At 62.0% G+C, this 19,686-nt stretch carries 19 protein-coding genes, 1 tRNA gene and 1 pseudogene; 4 read left to right on the forward strand and 17 right to left on the reverse strand.

Annotation, left to right across the window (positions count from 1 at the left end):
* Positions 1-29: 29 nt before the first annotated feature.
* From tssG to WS92_RS36000, 8 genes are all read right to left on the reverse strand, one after another.
* Entirely contained in the window at positions 30-1,130 is a 1,101-nt protein-coding gene (gene tssG / locus WS92_RS26955; RefSeq protein ID WP_059932461.1) for a type VI secretion system baseplate subunit TssG, read from the reverse strand.
* Positions 1,094-2,932 carry a type VI secretion system baseplate subunit TssF gene (tssF, locus tag WS92_RS26960; RefSeq protein ID WP_059932459.1) on the reverse strand — a complete coding sequence of 613 codons (1,839 nt, stop codon included), beginning with the start codon at positions 2,930-2,932 and terminating at the stop codon, positions 1,094-1,096. Before tssF ends, tssG begins: the two co-directional genes overlap by 37 nt.
* A 79-nt stretch (positions 2,933-3,011) precedes the next feature.
* Positions 3,012-3,494 carry a type VI secretion system baseplate subunit TssE gene (tssE, locus tag WS92_RS26965; protein ID WP_006029388.1) on the reverse strand — a complete coding sequence of 161 codons (483 nt, stop codon included), beginning with the start codon at positions 3,492-3,494 and terminating at the stop codon, positions 3,012-3,014.
* A 51-nt stretch (positions 3,495-3,545) separates the two neighbouring features.
* Positions 3,546-4,049, reverse strand: coding sequence for an Hcp family type VI secretion system effector (locus WS92_RS26970; protein WP_059932457.1), 504 nt, complete (start codon positions 4,047-4,049; stop codon positions 3,546-3,548).
* Between the two features lie 72 nt (positions 4,050-4,121).
* On the reverse strand, positions 4,122-5,612 hold the full coding sequence (tssC, locus tag WS92_RS26975; protein ID WP_006029386.1) for a type VI secretion system contractile sheath large subunit: 1,491 nt from the start codon (positions 5,610-5,612) through the stop codon (positions 4,122-4,124).
* A 16-nt stretch (positions 5,613-5,628) separates the two neighbouring features.
* Positions 5,629-6,147, reverse strand: a complete 519-nt coding sequence (tssB, locus tag WS92_RS26980; protein WP_006029385.1) for a type VI secretion system contractile sheath small subunit — start codon at positions 6,145-6,147, stop codon at positions 5,629-5,631.
* Positions 6,148-6,183: 36 nt separating this feature from the next.
* Positions 6,184-6,849, reverse strand: coding sequence for a tetratricopeptide repeat protein (locus WS92_RS26985; RefSeq protein ID WP_059932536.1), 666 nt, complete (start codon positions 6,847-6,849; stop codon positions 6,184-6,186).
* Positions 6,850-6,940: 91 nt separating this feature from the next.
* Positions 6,941-7,234, reverse strand: a complete 294-nt coding sequence (locus tag WS92_RS36000) for a hypothetical protein (RefSeq protein WP_156443002.1) — start codon at positions 7,232-7,234, stop codon at positions 6,941-6,943.
* Here WS92_RS36000 and tssJ point away from each other — a divergent pair.
* The 3 genes from tssJ (at position 7,223) to icmH (ending at position 10,074) form a co-directional block, all read left to right on the forward strand.
* Positions 7,223-7,837, forward strand: a complete 615-nt coding sequence (gene tssJ, locus WS92_RS26990; protein ID WP_015600452.1) for a type VI secretion system lipoprotein TssJ — start codon at positions 7,223-7,225, stop codon at positions 7,835-7,837. The two genes, WS92_RS36000 and tssJ, sit on opposite strands and share 12 nt — an antisense overlap.
* 108 nt (positions 7,838-7,945) lie before the next feature.
* Positions 7,946-9,292: a type VI secretion system baseplate subunit TssK gene (gene tssK, locus WS92_RS26995; protein ID WP_006029381.1), complete on the forward strand. Its 1,347-nt coding sequence runs from the start codon at positions 7,946-7,948 to the stop codon at positions 9,290-9,292.
* A complete protein-coding gene (gene icmH / locus WS92_RS27000; RefSeq protein WP_006029380.1) occupies positions 9,289-10,074 on the forward strand; it encodes a type IVB secretion system protein IcmH/DotU in 786 nt (261 codons plus the stop codon). Before tssK ends, icmH begins: the two co-directional genes overlap by 4 nt.
* Positions 10,075-11,199: 1,125 nt before the next feature.
* Here icmH and WS92_RS33540 read toward each other — a convergent pair.
* Both WS92_RS33540 and WS92_RS27005 read right to left on the reverse strand, forming a co-directional pair.
* A pseudogene (locus tag WS92_RS33540) lies at positions 11,200-11,373 on the reverse strand (transposase); the annotation flags it as partial.
* Between the two features lie 61 nt (positions 11,374-11,434).
* Complete coding sequence (locus WS92_RS27005; protein WP_231755947.1) at positions 11,435-13,300, reverse strand: N-6 DNA methylase; 1,866 nt, start codon at positions 13,298-13,300, stop codon at positions 11,435-11,437.
* Positions 13,301-13,421: 121 nt separating this feature from the next.
* Here WS92_RS27005 and WS92_RS27010 point away from each other — a divergent pair, with 121 nt between their 5' ends.
* Complete coding sequence (locus WS92_RS27010; protein WP_059930687.1) at positions 13,422-14,537, forward strand: ISAs1 family transposase; 1,116 nt, start codon at positions 13,422-13,424, stop codon at positions 14,535-14,537.
* Here the strand turns inward: WS92_RS27010 and WS92_RS27015 are convergent.
* From WS92_RS27015 to petA, 7 genes are all read right to left on the reverse strand, one after another.
* Complete coding sequence (locus tag WS92_RS27015; RefSeq protein WP_059929029.1) at positions 14,506-15,291, reverse strand: type I restriction enzyme HsdR N-terminal domain-containing protein; 786 nt, start codon at positions 15,289-15,291, stop codon at positions 14,506-14,508. The two genes, WS92_RS27010 and WS92_RS27015, sit on opposite strands and share 32 nt — an antisense overlap.
* 141 nt (positions 15,292-15,432) lie before the next feature.
* Positions 15,433-15,508, reverse strand: a tRNA-Thr gene (locus tag WS92_RS27020).
* 20 nt (positions 15,509-15,528) lie between these two features.
* Positions 15,529-16,032, reverse strand: a complete 504-nt coding sequence (locus WS92_RS27025; protein ID WP_015600083.1) for a ClpXP protease specificity-enhancing factor — start codon at positions 16,030-16,032, stop codon at positions 15,529-15,531.
* A 69-nt stretch (positions 16,033-16,101) separates the two neighbouring features.
* Positions 16,102-16,713, reverse strand: a complete 612-nt coding sequence (locus tag WS92_RS27030) for a glutathione S-transferase N-terminal domain-containing protein (protein ID WP_004185176.1) — start codon at positions 16,711-16,713, stop codon at positions 16,102-16,104.
* 92 nt (positions 16,714-16,805) lie between these two features.
* Entirely contained in the window at positions 16,806-17,564 is a 759-nt protein-coding gene (locus WS92_RS27035) for a cytochrome c1 (RefSeq protein WP_015601600.1), read from the reverse strand.
* Between the two features lie 21 nt (positions 17,565-17,585).
* A complete protein-coding gene (locus tag WS92_RS27040) occupies positions 17,586-18,968 on the reverse strand; it encodes a cytochrome b (protein WP_009913761.1) in 1,383 nt (460 codons plus the stop codon).
* Positions 18,969-19,589 (reverse strand): ubiquinol-cytochrome c reductase iron-sulfur subunit, encoded by a 621-nt coding sequence (gene petA / locus WS92_RS27045; RefSeq protein ID WP_015601329.1) that lies wholly within the window; start codon positions 19,587-19,589, stop codon positions 18,969-18,971.
* Positions 19,590-19,686: the final 97 nt, after the last annotated feature.

Raw genomic sequence — 19,686 nt, forward strand, 5'->3', positions numbered from 1 at the left:
TACGGTCCACTCAGGTTCGATCGTTGTTATCAATGAATGACGTGCAGCTCGTAGCGCGCGTCGGCGCGATCGCGCTCGGCTTCGCGCGTGCAGAGGAACGCATCCCAGCCGAGCCGCGCGCCCGCGCCGAGGACGCTCGCGCCGACTTCCGTGCGGCGCAGCACGAGCGACACCTCGTATTCGAGCGTCACGCCGGCGAGCAGCGTCAGCATCCGCTCGAGCGCGATCGCGCGCTCCTCGCCGGGCAGGAACGCTTCGTAGTCGCGCTTCGACAGCGGGCCGACGACGAGCCGCGCGCGCATGTCGCGCTGCCACACGCGTTCGCCGACGAGCGCCGTCGCGCCGAGCGTCACGTTCACGTCGCCGAGCACGCTCAGTTGATCGGACGGCACGTCGTACCACTTGCCGACGAACTGCTCGATGCGGATCGGCACGCAAAAATACTCGGACAGCGTGCGCTGCAGATACGCGGCCGATACCGGCCGATGCCGCGCGGCGAGCGCGTAGCCGGCGATCGCTTCGTCGAGCAGCACGCCGCGGCCCTGCTGCACGGTCGAGCGCGCATCGTCGTTCGACACGCCCGCGAGCGCGAGCAAGAGCGGCAGATAGCGCTCGTCGCGGTCGAGCTCGTAATGCAGCGGCAGCCGGTACTTCTTCCACGCCGAGTAGAACAGCGCGGTCGCGCGGTTCGAGAAGACGTCGAAGAACGCGCGCGCGGCGTGATCGCGCTTCAACTGCTCGCGCGCGATGATCTGCTCGGTGTAGTGCAGCGGCAGCGCGCCCTGGCCGCCCAGCAGCCCGAAGAACGCCGGCGTGAGCTCCACGCGCGACAGCGCGCCCGCCTCCACCGCCGCGTTGCGCTGCGAATCGTCCTTCAGCGCGTCGCCCGCTTCGTCGTACGACTGCGCGCGCTCGATCTCGCTCGGCGGAAAGCCGAGCGACAGCGTATTGCGAAAGCCGATCCGCCGCGCGACGATCTCGCCCGGCCGTCTTGCCGCATGGCGCTGCGGATGGCGCTTCGCGAACCAGGTCTCGAGCAGCCGCACCGCCTGGAAGAATTCGAAGCGATGCGGCTCGTCGAGCAGCCGCTCGACTACGCCAGGATCGATTCGCCGCTGCGCGGTTTGCATCGCATGATCTCCTCGCCGGTGCGCCTGGACACGACGATCAGTTGAACAAAGCTGTTGAGGTGCACGTACAGCCCGAAGAAGGCGTCGATCATCCGCACGAAGGTCGCGAGGCTCGAGCCGACGAAATGCTCGTCGTCGATCGCGAGCCGGATCTCGACGCCGCGCACGAACGTCGCAAACGGCTTGCCCGGCAGCCACTGCACGGCGCTCCTCTGCTCGATGCCGACGATTCCGTCGATGTGGCGCGTCGACACCGCGGAGCGTCTCAGATCGTACAGCACGAGCACCTCCTTCAGCGCGGCGAGCCCTTCTTCGGCAAGCGACACGTGATTGAGCGCGAGATGCGACACGAGTCGCCAGTGCGCGGCGTGGCCGCGCTCGAAGCGCGCGCTCGGCGTGGGCCGGCGCAGCAGTGCGATCGGGCCGCGCTGAGCATCGCCTTCGATGAACAGATCGCCGCCGTCGAGCCCCGTCGCGAGCGCGGCCGGCAAGTCGCGGTTCGTGCAGGTGAGGTCGAGGCTCAGCGTGTCGGTTTGCGGCGCGCCCGGCTCGAAATCGACGTCGACGACCGAAATCTCGGTTTCGTAACCGGGGCTCTTGCGCGCGACGTCGTCGTTGCGGCGCGCGAACCAGTAGTGGCCGGCCTGCCCCGTCTCGCCGTGATGCAACGAATAGAACGGCCGGAATTCCACGACCGTTTCGCGATCCGCGCGCTGCCGCACGAGGTGCACCGAATCGATCGAATACACCTCGTACGCGAACGCGCGGCGCGCGTCGCCGATCACCGGATACGATACCGCCCGATGGTCGATCCGGATCGGCTCGCCGTGCTGGCGGAACAGGTTGACGACCGGCGTGCAGAAAAGCCGGAAGTGGCTCGCACTCAGCAAGTCGAGCAGCCGCGCGACGTGCGAATCGCTGCGCACGTCGCGCAGCGCGATATGCAGCGTCAGTTGCCGGCAACGCCCGGCGCGCTGCGTGAGCGCGCTCAGGTCGAAGTCGACGAAGTTGAATTTGTCCGGGAATGCGAAGTATTCGGTCAGCAGCCGATAGGCCGGGTGCGAGCGGGCCGGATAGTCGATCAGCGCGTCGGCCTCGTCGAATCCCGCGTGTTCGAACGGCGTCTTGCCGAGCGCGATCCAGCGGCCGCTGCGATCGGGTTCGACATAGCAAGCAAGCGTGTGCGCGAACAGGCAATCGGTCAGCGCGGCGACGAACGACTGCTCGCCGTGCAGATGCGCGCGCAGCTTGCCGAGCTTCAGCGCCGCGAGGTCGAGCTGCGGCGACGTCGATTCGAACGCGATCGAGATCACGCCCGTCGCGTTGCCGGGCAGCATGGCGGCGGCGGGCGCCGCGGCGATCGATCCGTGGCGCGCCTCGGCAAGCCGGATCGGCGCGAGCGTCACGTCGTACGCCGTGCGGAACCGGCACTGCACGCCGCGGATCGCGCGGCTCTTCAACTCGGTGCCGCGCTCGACGACCTGCGGCCCGGTCAGTTCGGCGAACGCATGCGACGCGCCGAACTGCGCGATCGAGCATGAGGGGAACGGCCGCAGATAATGCGGATAGAGGACTTCGACGAGCGCTTCGGTGAATTCGGGATACTCGTCGTCGAGCTTCTTGTTGATCCGCGCGCCGAGCAGCGCGAACGATTCGATCATTCGCTCGACATGCGGATCCTCGCAATGCTCGCCCGCCTGCGACAGACGCGCGGCGATCTTCGGGTATCGGTTTGCGAATTCGGGCGAATAGCGCCGCAGAAACGACAGTTCGCGTTCGTAATACGGCAACAACTCTTCCATCGACGATCCCCGAAACCTTGATGCTCTCGTGCCGGGCTTCTCGTTGCCGCGCGGCGCCCGGCGGCTCACGCGCTACGGCTCACACCTTGGCGGCGCGCGAACGCGTCACCGAATATTGCAACGTCGACGGCTGCAGCATCGCATCGAAGGTCACCGGCTCCTCGGCGGGATGCACGACGAGCAGCGCCTGGATCGCGAAATAGAGCGCGCTCGTCGACTGCTCGTTCAGCTCGAACGTCACCGACACCTGCTGCAGCCTCGGCTCGTGCCGCGCGATCGCCTGCTGAATCGACTTGCAGATGAACGTGCGGTCGTAGTGGCTCGCGAGGCTCAGGCCGGCGAAATCGTTCAGCCCGTAGGTCAGCACCGAGCGCCGGCATTCCGGCAGCGCGGCGAGATCTTCTTCGGTCAGCGCGATGCGCGTGTTGAGGATCGCCTCGACGTCGCGCGCGACAGTGGTCTTCAACTCTTCCAGCGACAATTGCCGCATCGCGGCTGGCGCCGGCACATGCGGTTCGTCGTCGAACAGCTTGTCGAGGAAGCTCGGTTCGAAGCGTTTCATCGGGCTCCAAGCAAAACGGGGCACGCACCGTGCCCCGTTCCCGCGTCGAACTTAGACCGCGTAGGTCTTGTCGTTCTTCGTGAGGCTCCAGGCGCCCTGCGTGTTGCCGCCCTGGTTGCCGCCGATCTTCTGCTGAGTCTGCTTCCACTGGACCGCCGCGTACTTCAGCGAGAAGGTCTCGATCGGCAGGCCTTCGTTCTGCACGCTCGGCGCGATGCTCGAGATGATCACGTACTTCAGCTTGATCTCGAGATACTTGACGCGCTGGCCGTCGCCGTCGGCGCGCAGGAAATCGATCGTCACCTCGTCGAACGTGGTGCCGCCCGACGCATGCTGATACAGCAACGGGCTCGACGAATCGATTTCCTTCGTGAACACCATGTCGCCGTGTTCGCAACGCGTTGCCGTATGGCCGCCTGCGGTCGACGCGGTTGCCGAACGCGGCTGAACGATCGAGTGATCCCAGGATTTCAGTTCGATCCAGCCGGCGTGGTCCTTGTCCGCGGACTCGCCTTTGATGGCCGGATTACCGAACTTCAGATGCATGTGTAACATGGTCTTTCGACTCCCCAAAGAGGTGGTTTTAACGTCCTACCCGGGCGGCCCGCCCGGGCGATCTCAGCTCGCTCATGAATTTGCCGGTTTGGGCAGATCAGCGACAAGGCGCAGAGAAATCGACAACTCGTCGAGCTGGAAGTGCGGACGCAAGAACGCGACCGAACGATACGCACCCGGCTTGCCCGGAATCTCTGACACTTGTACGGAGGCCTCGCGCAGCGGGAACTGCGCTTTCTGTTCCTGGGTCGCGTCGTCGTCGAGCAGCACGTACTGCGAGATCCAGCGATTGAGGAACGTTTCGACGTTCTGCGCGGACGCGAAGCTGCCGATCTTGTCGCGCATCATCGCCTTCAGGTAATGCGCGATGCGCGATACCGAGAAGATGTACTGCAGTTGAGCGGACAGGACGGCGTTCGCATTGGCGCTGTCGGTGCTGTATTTCTTGGGTTTCTGCACCGACTGCGCGGCGAAGAACGCGGCGTAATCGGAATTCTTGCAATGCACGAGCGGGATGAAGCCGAGGTCGCTCAGCTCCTTCTCGCGGCGGTCGGTGATCGCGATCTCGGTCGGGCACTTGAGCGCGATTTCGCCGTCATCGGTCTTGAACGTGTGCGTCGGCAGATCCTCGACGAGGCCGCCGCCTTCGACGCCGCGAATCGCCGCGCACCAGCCGAAGTCGTCGAACGCGGCCGTCAGGCGCGCGGCGAACGCCCACGACGCATTGCACCACAGGTACTTGTCGTGATCGGTGCCGTCGACGTCCTCGACGAAGTTGAAGCCCTCCGCGATCGCGCCGTCCTTCGGATTGAACGGCAGGCGGCCGAGGAAGCGCGGCAGCGTGAGGCCGACGTAGCGCGAATCCTCGGAATCGCGGAACGACTTCCACTTCGCATATTCGACGGTGTCGAACACCTTGCCGAGATCGCGCGGCTTGCCCAGATCGGCGAACGATTCGAGGCCGAGCAGCTCGGGCGCCGCCGACGCGACGAACGGCGCGTGCGCGGCCGCCGCGACATGCGACATCTGCTCGACGAAGTACAGGTCTTCCGGCTGGCGCGAGATCTCGTAATCGCCCACCAGCACGCCGAACGGCGAGCCGCCGAACGTGCCGAACTCTTCTTCGTAGACCTTCTTGAAGAGCGCGCTCTGGTCGAACTCGGTCGCGTTCTTGAAGTCGCGCACGAGATCGCGCTTCGGCGCGTGCAGCGCCTTGATCTTGATCGTCGAACCGGTGTTGCTTTCCTTCACCAGATAGTCGAGCCCGCGCCACGTGCTTTCGAGACGCTGGAACTCCGCCGCGTGCATCACGGCCGAGAGCTGCGACGAAATCAGGCGGTCGAGCTCCGCGACGCGCGCGTCGATCGTCGCCGACAGGTTGTCCGACACGACCACCGTGCCGTCGAGCACCTGATGGACGAGTTCGCCGATCAGGTCCTTCGCGCGCGCATGCTCGGATTCGGATTTAGCGACCTTGCTCTTCTCGACGATCTCGTCGAGCAGCGAGGATTGCGCGCCGACTTGAGCGCCGGTCGATTGGGCCGCAGCCGTTTGCTGGTTCATTTCACCACCCCGTTACTCATTCGCCCTGCTTGTCGCCGCCGTCCGCGCTCTTCTTCAGCGCTTCGAGCTGCTGCGTGTTCGACAGCACTTCGCTCAGCAGGTCTTCGAGCTTGTCGTTGCCGGCCAGCTTGTTGCGCAGGTCGGCGAGCTTCGAGCGCGCCTCGAGCAGGCGCCGCAACGGCTCGACCTGCCCGACGACCTCGTCCGGATTGAAATCGTTGATCGAGCGGAACTTCAGATCGACCGCGAACTTGCCGCCCGCCTCGCTCAGGCGGTTCTCCACCTGGAACGTGGCGCGCGGCTCGATCGCCTTCATCACGTCGTCGAAGTTGTCGCGGTCGATGTTGACGAACTTGCGATCGCGCAGCTTCGGCTGCTCGACTTCCGATTGCCCCGCCAGATCGCCGACGACTCCGACGACGAACGGCAGTTCCTTGATCTCGATCGCATCGCCCCGTTCGACCTCGTACGTCAGTTGGACGCGGGGCGGCCGCACTTTCTGCAAGCGCTTTTGAATGCTTTCTTTCTTCGCCATCGACGGCTCCCGGTTAGTGTGTGGATCGAGCGCGGCTTAACGCAGTGCGCTGAACGGATCGCCGCCTGCCGCCTTCGCGGGCGCCGACGTGGTGGCGGGCGTCGCGGGGGTGGCGGGCGGCGCGGCAGGCGTGGCCGCCGCCGTCGCGTTCTCGGCGGGCGCGGCCTCGTGCACCGGCTTCGCGCGGCGGACGATGCGGCGCTTCTTCACGACGGGCTTCGTCGCCTGCTGCTCCGGCGGGAACAGCGCGGCCTCGCCGAGCGTGTCGCGCAGTTGCTTCGCGAGCGCTTGCGCGTCGGACTTCGCGTCGCCGGCGAGCGACGCATCCTGGCGCAGCTCGCCGAGCGATTCGGTCGCGATGCGCAGGCCCGCGACGGCGAGCACGCTCTTCGCCTGACGGTCAGTCTTGTCGCGCTGCAACGCTTCCTGCGCGGCGACGATTGCCTGGCCGTAGTGACCTTGCTGGAACTGGATCTGCGCGATCCGGGCCCAGGGCTCCTCACGCGTCGGATCGGACTTCGCGAGTTGCTGGTAAAGGCCGATTGCGCGCTCCTGATCGCCCGCCTTCGCCACCGCGTCGGCGTCGGCCAACGACTTGTTGAACGCTTCGGCCGTCGGCGGCGTCGGCTGCGATGCGCAACCGGCGATGATGCCGCAGGCCAGCACTACCCCAGAAAGTTTTGCGAAGAGACGGTCTTTCATCATTTATATCCCCGGCGCGGGAGTTTTAAATCGTTGAGAATTCGTGATTTTGCTTTGCCACAAGCGCGCGGGTATAGTACCGATCAATTTTTCATAATTCAATCTTCGCGTGAAGAGCGGCCGTTTTAAAAGCAGTGCAGCGCGCCGCCTGACGCGTCGCGCAAACTCCGGGGATCACACGTGTACCGTTCCCATTGCAATTATTGCCGCAAAAGAATTCGATTTCGCCCAATCGGCGGAAAATTTTTCCGAATAAGACAGCATTGACGGCAGCCATCCGGTATTTGAAGCCACGACATTTTTGCGCTGCCAAATCGGCAAAGTAACTGATAGTTTTGACAGGGAGCAATGGGCGCCACGCCCGGAAAAATCGATGAATCCGCATGTGACTCGTTACGCGCTGCCGCTCGCCGCCTGCATCCTGCTCGGCGGCTGCGCCGCCGCCGTGCCGCTCCTCGGTTCGGCGGGCAGCGCCGCGCTGCAGATGGTGGGCGTCGGCAAGCCCGACGTGCCCGATTCGCAGAAGCCGCCGCGCAATCTCGGCCTCACGCTCTATGCGGCGCAGAACCTCAACGCCGCGAACGACAACCGTCCGCTCGCGCTCGTCGTGCGCCTCTACGCACTGAAAGACCCGACGTCGTTCCAGCAGGCGCCGTTCGACAGCTTCACCGATCCGGCGAAAGAGAAGACCGCGCTCGGCGCCGATCTGCTGAGCGTGCGCGAAATCACGCTGATTCCGGGACAGCGCTACAACGCAACCGAAAAGGTGTCGCGCGAAGCGCAGGCATTCGGCATCGTCGCGCTTTTTCGCGACCCGGCGCTACAGCGCTGGAAGCTGACTTTCGATCCTGCGAAGTCCGAGAAATCCGGCATAATTATCGGCCTGCACAACTGCGCGATGACCGTGACGGGCGGCACCGTCCTGCCTTCGCAGCAAGGCATGCCGGCGCAGCGGCTCGATTTGCTGTCATCTGTGAATTGCGGGTGAAATTCGAGATGACGCTAAAAAGTCATTTAACAAGGATTAACGATTCGCTTGCAGATCGCGACGCGAATTGACCGACCAACGGCCCAATCACATTTAAGCGGATTTGACATGAGTTATTCGGCCAAGGTGCTCTGGGGGGAAGGCCTCTTTCTGAGGCCACAGCACTTTCAGCGGCAGGACGCGTACCACGAAGCGCGCCTCTTCGAATCGATTCAGGCGATCCAGCCGTACAACTGGGGCGTGCGCTCGGTGCGGTTCGACCGCGACGCGCTCGGCAGCAACGTGCTGCGCGCGAGCGAACTGTCGCTCGTGTTCCCGGACGGCGCGCTCTACTCCGCGCCGCAGGCCGACGAATTGCCGCCGCCCATCGCGCTCGACACGCTGCCCGAAGGCAGCAACGAATTCACGTTCTACCTCGCATTGCACCCGCTGCGCGAGGCCGGCTCGAACTACGCGGATAACCGCGACGCCGGCTTCGTGTCGCGCTTCGTCAGCGAGCAGGCGCGCGTCGCCGATCACTTCACCGACGCCGCCGAAGCCGACATCACGTTCCTGAAGACGAACGTGAAGCTGATTGCGCACGGCGAGCCGCGCGACCAACTGCTGTCGATCCCGCTCGTGCGCGTGCGCCGCACCGCGACGTCCGGCTTCGAGATCGACGACAACTTCGTGCCGCCGTGCCTCGCGATCGAGGCGTCGCCGATCCTGCATCAGCGCCTGCGGCAACTGATCGACGCGCTGCAAGCGAAGGTGAACGCGCTATACGGCTTCCATCGCGAGCCGACGAAGAACATCATCGAATTCCGCTCGGGCGACATCGCATCGTTCTGGCTGCTGCACACGGCGAGCGCCGCGTTCGCCGCGCTCGCGCACCTGCACCAGCATTCGGCGCTGCATCCGGAGCGGCTGTTCCAGGAACTGCTGCGCCTCGCCGGCCAACTGATGACGTTCTCGAAGGGCTATGTGCTCGCCGATCTGCCCGCGTATCGGCACGACGATCCGGGCCCCGGCTTCGCGCGTCTCGACTCGATCCTGCGCGATCTGCTCGAAACCGTGATCTCGACGCGCTACTTCGCGATCACGCTCGAGGAAGTGCGGCCGTCGTTCCATGTCGGGCGGCTCGATTCCGGCAAGATCGACGACAAGACCGCGTTCTATCTCGCGGTATCGGCCGACATGCCGTCGGTCGAGCTCGTCGATGCCGTGCCCGCGCGCTTCAAGGTGGGCGCGCCGGACGACGTCGACAAGCTCGTGCTGTCCGCGATGCCGGGCGTGCGCCTTGCGTATACGCCGCAGGTGCCGCCCGCGATTCCCGTGCGCCCCGGCGCATGCTATTTCGCACTCGATGCGCGCAGCCCGCTCTATGAGCGGATGCTGCAGGCCCAGTCGGCGATGATCTATGCGCCGTCCGGAATCAATGATCTGAAATTCGAACTGATCGCCGTCACGTCATGAGTTACGCGCCCTCCCTCTTCGGCGGCAACACGCCGCCTCCAGCGCCGCAAACGGTGTCGTCGACCGACGCCGGCTTCCAGGCGCGCTCGCTCGTCGATCTGCTGTACGACGGCTTCTTCATGCTGTTCCTGCTGAAGAACGGCCGCGAGCCGAACGACGCGTCGGAATTCGGCACGCGCATTCAGGAATTCCTGAGCGAATTCGAGCGCGGCGCGAAGAAACTCAACATCGCCGCCGAGGATGTCTATGCGGCGAAGTTCGCGTTTTGCGCGGCGATCGACGAATCGGTGCTGTCATCGCAATTCAAGATTCGCGCGGACTGGGAACGCCGGCCGCTGCAGCTCGTGCTGTTCGGCGAACAGCTCGCGGGCGAGAAGTTCTATCAGTACCTCGAAGAATGCCGTGCGCAGGGCGCGGCGCGACTGCAGTCGCTCGAGGTGTTCCACATGTGCCTGCTGCTCGGCTTCCAGGGCAAGTATCTGCTCGAAGGGCCGGAGAAGCTTGCGTATCTGACCGCTCGGCTCGGCGACGAGATCGCGAACATGAAGGGCAAGCGCGCGCCATTCGCACCGCATTGGCCGCTGCCGGATCAGATCGCGCACCGGCTCAAGCGCGAAGTGCCGCTGTGGGCGATCGGGGCGGTGTTCGCGCTCGTAGGATTGCTTGCGTTCGTCGGGCTCAATACGTATCTGAAAAACAGTACCGTGCGGGCCCTTGCGCCTTATTCGCAAGTCATCAAGGTTGGGCCGGAGTCGGCCAATTTGACGATTTCGTTGCCTTGAGTGTGCGAAGCCCGGTGGATGCCGGGTTTTTGTGGTTCATCGAGAATCACCGGCGAACGACGGAATCGGCGATCGACGTACGCGTTTCGTCGCGCCGTTGTGCCATCGACATGACATCGCGAACGGCGCATGCCACTCAGGTCGGATGTTCACAAGGGGTTACGCGAAACTCACGTAACCCCTTGATTCTACTGGTGCCGGCTGCAGGACTCGAACCCGCCACCTGATGATTACAAAGCTTCGTCGCCTTCTAGTAAAAACAGGCACTTGGACGAAAATCTCGTCTACAAACTCGATGAAAAATCCTCTCGCGAAGCCTTGCCAATGCGGGCGCACTCGCGCGTTTGTAGAACGTCGTTTGACAGCGTTTCGAGAGTTTTTCAGCGTATCCGGAGTTCGTCAGCGCGCGGGGGGCACTTTAGAGAGCAAGATCTCGCATTATGAAAGCCCAATCATCTACAGATACCTGCTTCGGCACGAAAACCGTCGTCCCCGTTAGGTTCATCGTTGCCGTGGTGTTTGATGTAGATGTCTTCAATACCGGCCAATGATTGGCTGCAGCAGCTCCCGCCATCTGTTTGGCCGGGCTGCCCAAGGGGCGAATCTTAAACGGGAGACACCATTCCTCGGGCCAGACGTCCGTAACAATGTTGATCGGGTCGGGTTGCGATAACACGACGAAGGGGGTGGTAAACGAAGAGGTGCGGGCGCAGTACAGAAGACCGAGGGCGCCGATTTGCATTTTCGCTGCCTTAGTTCGCCGTCCCTGCATGAAAGCGTCATTCGGAGACGAAGCGACCGCCCAAAGTCCCGCGCCGATGCCAGCCCAAATATTCGTCTCTGTTGCCGATGCAAAGCAATACAAGTCCATTTTTGCCCCAAATGAAGGAAATCGTCGGACGCCTTGCTGAGCGCCGATGACGAGCGCGCGTTCTGGCTCGATCTGATTTTGGATTATAGGACGCACTACCTAGGCGAGGATTCCGTGCCAGTAATCTCACAGACGCTGCGCGAACAGTTGCAGCGCGGCAATCCCGGAGGTGTCAGAAATCTTGTGTGCTGAGGTCGGTTAAAAAAATCTCAGCAGATGGCGGCGGTGAATCGCTCGCCGAACAGAATGGCGAACTGATTGGCCTGATCCGCCCGTACCCGATCGATCACCTCGCGCCCGTACTTGGCGACGACGTGGAACAGGTCGTAGGCCACCTCGGCCTGCGGACACTGCGCCTTGATCTCCAGCTCGTAGGCCGTGGTCATGTCGATCGCTGTGTATCACACGTCCTCGTGTATGCCGGGTATGACCGAGCATTACGTACGCAAACGAGGTCGTCGTGTTAGTCCGACCAGATGAACGACCGGGTTAGGCGGTCAGCTCCAACAAAGTGCTGGTGCTGCTCCGGAAGGCGTCGAGGGCAGCACTCATTTCACTCGCTGCTTGCTCCGACGTAGAGCGCGCTTGTGCCTCGCCCTTCCGGAGTGCCTCGGAGTATTTCTTCTGCTCGTCGATTCCCGACAGCAAGTTCACTACCACTTCATCCAGCGCGGCGGGGGTAAGTTCGATCATCCCCGTTGAGCCGGTATAGAGTCGCTCGATCTGTTGTGCCCCGAAACCCACTCTCAGATAGTCACAGAGGTACTCTGGCCAGATCACGTCAGGATCAACACGAATGATTGCCACATGGCCTTCCGCTATTGCTGCGTAGGGCACGGTTTCGCCAGTGATTGGATCAGTCGAAGGTCGGTACACACAGCACTTACCGAGAGTTCCGTCACCGGTCGATGATACGAGTACGTCTCCCGGCCTGACCAAGTTGAAATTGCGGCCTTGCGTATGTGCCTTTTCAACGTACTCGTCAAACAAGCTCTTCTCGATGTAATCGCCATCGACTATGAGTTCGCCATAGCGCGAGATGTTGCTACCTGACTTGATCACCAACGCGTAGCCATCGGCCGCATCAACGTATGAATCGGCGCTGGGACTCGTCCCGCGTGCGGTCGGGATCGTGTTCAATTCTTTGATTGTCTTCCCGCCGACGGAAACGATCTCTTTCATCGCATTGGTTACGCCCGGCCGCCAATACTTCACATCGAATCGGGATGCCTTATCGTCCCGAATCCTCGAAACGGCGACATCGAAGACTGACCAATGCTTTCCGCTCCGTGTGCGCCCGATTCGCAAGATGTTCTTTCCGACCGAATCAATCAAAGTATCCAAGTCAAAGTTGCGGGCAATATCCCCCGCCCCGTCCATGCCGAAGGTCTCTATATCGCAGAATGCAACCGGATACTTGATATCGTCTGCGATTTCCTCTTCCTCTTCGGTCATTCGCTGGAGGTAAAGCACGCTCGATCGAACATTGATTTTGTTCGGACGGAATGTCTCGTCAGGCAAACGCACGACTGCCAAAAGCTTCGCTTTGCTCAGGAGCCATTTGCGTATCGGTGCCGCCGTATCCGTATTGAGCACCCCCTCATCAATGACGGTGCAGATCTCCCCGCCACGACGAGCAGACAACACCATCTTCTGCAGGAAAAGGAGTTGCCCCTTCGTCGTCTGGACTTCGAACTGCCCCATGTCTTTATCAGACAAGGCCCCGCTCTCAGACGTCCCGAACGGCGGGTTAGTCAAGATGAAGTCGCAATCGGAATCTTGAATGTTCCAGTTCTTGGCTGTCCGTGCCAAGCTGTTCTCGGGTTGAATATTTGAATGCCCGTCGCCGGCGACGATCATGTTCATCTTCGCCGCACATGCAACGCCCTCGTTCGCGTCGGAACCAAAAAAGACCTGCTGACGAATCTTCCGAACGAGTTCGCGATGGGTAGCGGCATTAATCGCTCGGTCAGCAAGCTTCTGGTTCGCGACCCTGAGGCTATCTCCCATGAGGTACACCAAGAAGCCGCCGGTGCCGCACGCGGGGTCCAGCACCTTAGGGGCCGCCGCACCCGAAAGCAGTGCATTGACGATTTTCTCTTGCCCCACAATTGCCGACATGAGGCGAACCAGGGGCCTAGGCGTAAAGTATTGCCCAAGCTTCTTCCCCTTCAGGGTCGCCCGAACGAAGTACTCGAATGCAGCCCCCTTGGAGTCCGTCGTGCTGTCAGTGAACGAAACCGCTGCGAGCTGGCGAACCAGATACAGAAACGTCTTCGCCACTTTCAGGTGGATCGGATTCGCCAGTACGTCCCCGTACGACTTGTCGGTCCGAATTTTTTTGATCATGTCCATGATTGCGTTCTGGACCCAGGGCTTCCGCATGAAGGCCCCCATGAATCAAGGCTGAGAGCGGAAAAGGTTGTTGTAAACATTTGGCGTCTCAGGTTTACTCTCGATTTTTGCCGGACGAGAGATGCCAACGATCATGGACGCGTTTGCCGAACTGCGAGACCCGCGCTGCCGCGCCTGCCGTTATCCGCTGGAGGAAGTCCTGTTTGCGGCGCTGTGCGCGGTGCTGTGCGGCGTGGAGGACTGGGAAACGATGACACTGTGGGGCCGCACGCAGCTTGCTTGGCTGCGTAGCCATCTGGCGTATGAGAACGGCGTGCCGTCGCCCGATACGTTCCGGCGGGTATTCGGCGCGCTCAGTGCGAAAGCGTTTGAGCGCTGCTTCATCGACTGGGTCGGGCAACTGTGTCCGGCGCTGGCTGGCCAGCATGTGGCGATTGACGGCAAGGCGGTGCGCGGCAACCGTAGCGGCACGCATGCGGCGCTGCATTTGGTGTCGGCATGGTGCTCGAACAACGGCTTGAGCCTCGGGCAAGTGAGCACGGCCGATAAGAGCAATGAGATCACGGCGATCCCGGAATTGCTGGCCGCGCTCGATTTGCAGGGCGCGACGATAACGATCGACGCGATCGGCACGCAGCACGAGATCGCACGCACGATCGTGGAGGCCGGGGCCGACTACGTTCTGGCGGTCAAGGACAATCAGCCGCGACTGGCCGAAGGCGTGCGCCAGTGGTTTGCGGCTGCCCAGGACGGCAAGCTCGAAAGCTCGTACTGGGAGCACACCGAACATGACAAAGGCCACGGGCGGCTGGAGACCCGGGTTTGCCGGGTCAGCGATGATGTGGCGTGGCTGAGCGGGACAGGACAGCACTGGGCGGGTCTCCAGCGGCTGGTGATGCTTGAGCGCACACGCCAGATTGGCGAGAAAGTGACGACCGAGCGCTGTTACTACATCAGCTCGAAAGCGGTGAAAGCAACTGAGATGGCTCCGATCATCCGTGCTCATTGGGGCATCGAAAACCAACTGCACTGGGTCCTCGATGTCTCGTGGGGCGAGGATGCCAGCCTGATCCGCGACACCCTGGCCGCCCGCAACATGGCCAGTCTGCGCAAGATCACACTCAATCTCGCCCGGCTGGCTCAGAGTCGGCAGCCCAAGAAGGTGAGCCTGAAGAACATCCGTAACCTCGCCGCATGGGATACCGCTATGCGTGACTCCATCCTCGGCCTTGCCTGACATGCCTCTTCATGCGGAAGCCCTGGTTCTGGACCTGATCTGCCTTGACGTCGGGCAACGCCGCGAGTTCGTGGAAGGTGTAGCTGTAAGGCAAATTGAACCCTTCCTCGGTATCGGCCTTTTCCTCTAGCAGCTTGAGAAACAACAGTTTGGAAAAATCGTCGAAGATGTGGTTCTCGTCTTTCTCATTCTTCCGAATAGCATCATGGCACCTGGAGAACAGGGCGTTGAGTTGCCGCAACGGAAGGCTCGGGCGGAAAGGTAGCGCGGATGACCCGTCAAGGGGACCATCCTCCCCGGGAAGTTCGATTCGAACCGCCTCCGGATCCGTCTTGAAGTCCTTGAGCACAGACTTCAACTGACTCTTGGCCGGAATCTTCGAGGAAAGTTTGCCGTTCCACTGAATCGGCTCGCCGGTCTTCGCGTTATAGGATCGAATCTCTGCGCCATTGCAGACGACCACAAACGGAACGTCGTAGCCGTCGGCTCGAGCGTAAGAAAGCGCTTGCTTTTTGTCTTGCTCCGAGAGCTTCTTAGCAATGCGTTTCGCTTCGATCAGGAAAGCGGGTTTGCCCTTCGGATAGGTCTTGTCGTTCGGCCAGACCAAGATGTCAACGAAGCCCGCTTCATATTTTTCCGGTGTGGAAGCAGCGGTTTCGAAATGGAGATCTGTCTCAATCTCATAGCCCCGACGCTGTAAATAGGGTAGGATGCGCTTGATGACTGTTTCGGTCTCGTTGGCAGACTTTGACATTCTTCTATCAACCCTCTCACGGCCCGGTCAGCGGCCGGAAATCGACCGCCATCCCACGCCAGCAACCTCGGCTGATTGTAGAATACGGCCGAGTTTGTAGAACAAAAAAAGCGGGTTCCTCGGTGGAACCCGCTTAGTGTTTGGTGCCGGCTGCAGGACTCGAACCCGCCACCTGATGATTACAAATCAACTGCTCTACCAGATGAGCTAAGCCGGCGTTAAGCCGGAAATTCTACCTCATTTCACGATCTTGAGGCGAGGCCGGCTGCCTTTCGCTCCATCGCCGTCACCATCGGACTTCGGCAGTTCGTCCGCCGGTTCGCCGGCCTCGGGCACCGCCTCGGCCGGAACGACGTGAGCACCGGCATCGTCACCCGCTTCCTCCGCAGCAAGCGCGTCGCCGCCCTCGGCATCGCCGGAATCCGCGACGACATCGACCTGAAACGCCATCCCCTGCCCGTTCTCGCGCGCGTAGATCGCGAGCACGTTCGCGACGGGCACCTCGATCTTGTGCGCCTTGCCCGAGAACCGCGCGGTGAACTCGATCCATTCGTTGCCCATCTGCAGTTGGCTCGTCGCCTCGAAGCTGATGTTCAACACGATCTCGCCGTCGCGCACGAACTGGCGCGGCACGCGCGTCGACTTGTCGACCCGCACCGCGATGTGGGGCGTATACCCGTTATCCGTGCACCACTCGTACAGCGCGCGCAGCAAATACGGCTTCGTGGAAATCTCTTGCATCGCCATCCTCGAACGAAAACGGACGCGGCAGCGCAATGCCGCCGCATCCGCTCCCCAGTCACATACAGCTTAACGACGCATGACCTTTTCGGACGGCGTCAGCGCTTCGATATAGGCAGGACGGCTGAAAATCCGCTCTGCGTACTTCATCAGCGGCGCGGCGTTCTTCGACAGCTCGATCCCGTAGTGGTCGAGACGCCACAGGAGCGGCGCGATCGCGACGTCGAGCATCGAGAACTCCTCGCCAAGCATGTATTTGTTCTTCAGGAAGATCGGCGCGAGCTGCGTCAGGCGATCGCGGATCGCGAGGCGCGCCTTCTCGTGGCTCTTCTCGGCGGCCTTGCCTTTCTCGTTCTCGAGCGTGCTCACGTGCACGAACAGTTCCTTCTCGAAGTTGAGCAGGAACAGGCGCGCGCGCGCGCGCTGCACCGGGTCGGCCGGCATCAGTTGCGGGTGCGGGAAGCGCTCGTCGATATACTCGTTGATGATGTTCGATTCGTACAGGATCAGATCGCGTTCGACGAGAATCGGCACCTGTCCGTACGGATTCATCACCGCGATGTCTTCCGGTTTGTTGAACAGGTCGACGTCGCGAATCTCGAAATCCATGCCCTTTTCGAACAGCACCAGCCGGCAACGCTGGGAGAACGGACAAGTCGTGCCGGAATACAGAACCATCATGTTTGCGTTTCCTCAAAAAGCCGAGGGCCAGCGCGCGGAAAAACCCCTTGCAGGCTCTTCCTTGCGCTGGCCCCACGCCAGTCTCGGCGTGATTACTTGATATCTTTCCAGTAGGCGGCATTGAGCCGCCATGCGAGGAACGTCAGGACACCAAGGAACAGCAGCACCCACACGCCGAGGCGCTTGCGGGTCTGCTGCGCCGGCTCGGACATCCAGTTCAGGTACGCGACCAGATCGCCGACGGCGGCATCGTAATCCGCCGGCGCGAGCGTCCCGGGCGTCACCTGCTGGAACCCGACGAGCTTGCGCACTTTCTCGCCCGTTTCCTCGTCCGTCTTTTCCTCGAATTTTGCATTGCGCTCCCCCTGAAGCTGCCACAGCACATGAGGCATGCCGACGTTCGGGAACACGGCGTTGTTCCAGCCCGTCGGGCGCGTATCGTCGCGGTAAAAAGTGCGCAGATACGTGTAGAGCCAATCACGGCTGCGGGCGCGCGCTTCGACGGAAAGATCCGGCGGCGCTACGCCGAGCCAGGTCTTCGCGTCTTCCGGCCGCATCGCAACGGTCATCGTGTTGCCGACCTTGTCGGTCGCGAACAGGAGATTCTTCTCGATCTCCTTCTGCGGGATGCCGAGATCCGTCAGCCGGTTGTAGCGCATCAGGTTCGCACTATGGCAATTCAGGCAATAGTTTACAAACAATTGCGCGCCATGCTGCAAGGAGACGAGATTCTCCGTGTTATCGGGTGCCCGGTCGAGCGGAAATTCCCCCTCTTCGGCCCGCACGGATACGCTCGTCAGCAGACATGCCGACACAATAAACATTGCGAGCGTCGAAAGCAATTTCTTCATACGAATTCCCTCTCGCTCACGTCAATGGGATTTGAACCGCACGCGTTCGGGCGGCTGCTTGAAGGTGCCGAGCGTCGTCCAGAACGGCATGCCGAGGAAGAACGCGAAGTACACGAGCGCGCACACCTGCGCGATCAGCGTCGCGGCGGGCGAAGGCGGTCGCGTGCCGAGGAACGCGAGCGTCAAAAACACGATGACGAAGATTCCGAAGAACACCTTGTGGAAGAACGGCCGGTAGCGGATCGATTTCACCGGGCTGCGGTCGAGCCACGGCAGGAAGAACAGCGTGACGACGGCCCCGCCCATCACGACGACGCCCCAGAACTTCGATTCGGTGAAGTACATGAAAACGACGAGCGCCGCGGCGAGCACGGGCAACGCGATCTTCCACTTGCCGCGCGCGCGCGCGAGCGCGAGGAGGCCGAGCGCCGCGATCACGATCATCAGCACGATCTTGAACGGGTCGGTCGTCGCGCGCAGCATCGCGTAGAACGCGGTGAAGTACCAGACGGGCGCGATCTCGGGCGGCGTCTGCAGCGGGTTCGCCGGGATGAAGTTGTTCGCTTCGAGGAAGTAGCCGCCCATCTCCGGCATGAAGAACACGATCAGCGCGAACACCATCAGGAACACGCAGACGCCGAAGAAGTCGTGCACCGAGTAGTACGGGTGGAACGGAATGCCGTCGAGCGGCACGCCCTTCTCGTCCTTCTTCTCCTTGATCTCGATGCCGTCCGGGTTGTTCGACCCCACTTCGTGCAGCGCGATCAGGTGCGCGACGACGAGCAGCAGCAGCACGAGCGGAATCGCGATCACGTGGAACGCGAAGAAGCGGTTCAGCGTGACGTCAGACACGACGTAGTCGCCGCGAATCCACAGTGACAGATCCGGGCCGATGAACGGGATCGCCGAAAAAAGGTTCACGATCACCTGCGCGCCCCAGAACGACATCTGGCCCCACGGCAGCAGGTAGCCGAAGAACGCCTCGGCCATCAGGCACAGGAAGATCGCGCAGCCGAAGATCCACACGAGCTCGCGCGGCTTGCGGTACGAGCCGTACAGCAGGCCGCGGAACATGTGAAGGTAGACGACGACGAAGAACATCGACGCGCCCGTCGAGTGCATGTAGCGGATGAGCCAGCCCCACGGCACCTCGCGCATGATGTACTCGACCGACGCGAACGCGAGCGCCGAATCGGGCTTGTAGTTCATCGTCAGGAAGATGCCGGTGACGATCTGGTTGACGAGCACGAGCAGCGCGAGCGACCCGAAGAAATACCAGGCGTTGAAGTTCTTCGGCGCGTAGTACTCGGAAAGATGCTGCTTCCAGGTGGAAGTGAGGGGAAAGCGCCGGTCGACCCAGCCGAGCAAGCCTGTTGTGGAGATCTCTTTGTTATCGGTCGCCATTTACGCTTCTCCTTTCTCGTCCTTGCCGATCACGATCGTCGTGGCCGACGTGAACATGTAAGGCGGAACGTCCAGATTCTGCGGGGCCGGCTTGTTCTTGAAGACCCGTCCGGCGAGGTCGTAGGTCGAGCCGTGGCACGGGCACAGGAAGCCGCCCGGCCAATCGTCGGGAAGGTTCGGCTGCGGCCCCGGCGTGAAGCGCTGGCTCGGCGTGCAGCCGAGGTGCGTGCACACCGCCATCACGACGAGAATGTTCTTGTGGTCGGCTCTCGACCGGTATTCGTTCGCGCAATACTCGGGCAACGGCATCGAGTACGTCGATTTCGACAGCGGATCGGCGACTTCCTTGTCCGCCTTGACGACGTCGGCGAGCATCGCATCGGTGCGATTCAGCACCCACACGGGCTTGCCGCGCCAGGGAACCGTGAGCATCTCGCCCGGCTTGAGCGCGCCGATGTCGACTTCGACCGGCGCGCCGGCCGCCTTGGCCCTGGTGGACGGCGCCAACGACGCCGCGAAAGGTATCACGGTTGCGACGCCACCGACGCCGCCCGCAACCGATGTCGCAATCAGCCATGTCCGGCGGCTGCTGTCGACGTGTTCCTCTTCTTTGTCTCGCATCCCACGCCCCAATTCCGAGTTGGATATCCGTCACGACATTTCACACCGCCGCTAGTTTGCTCGAATGGAGTCGGCATTTACAAGACCCGGACGTTAA

This window comes from Burkholderia sp. MSMB1588, assembly GCF_001546925.1.
GTDB classification, from domain to species: domain Bacteria; phylum Pseudomonadota; class Gammaproteobacteria; order Burkholderiales; family Burkholderiaceae; genus Burkholderia; species Burkholderia humptydooensis.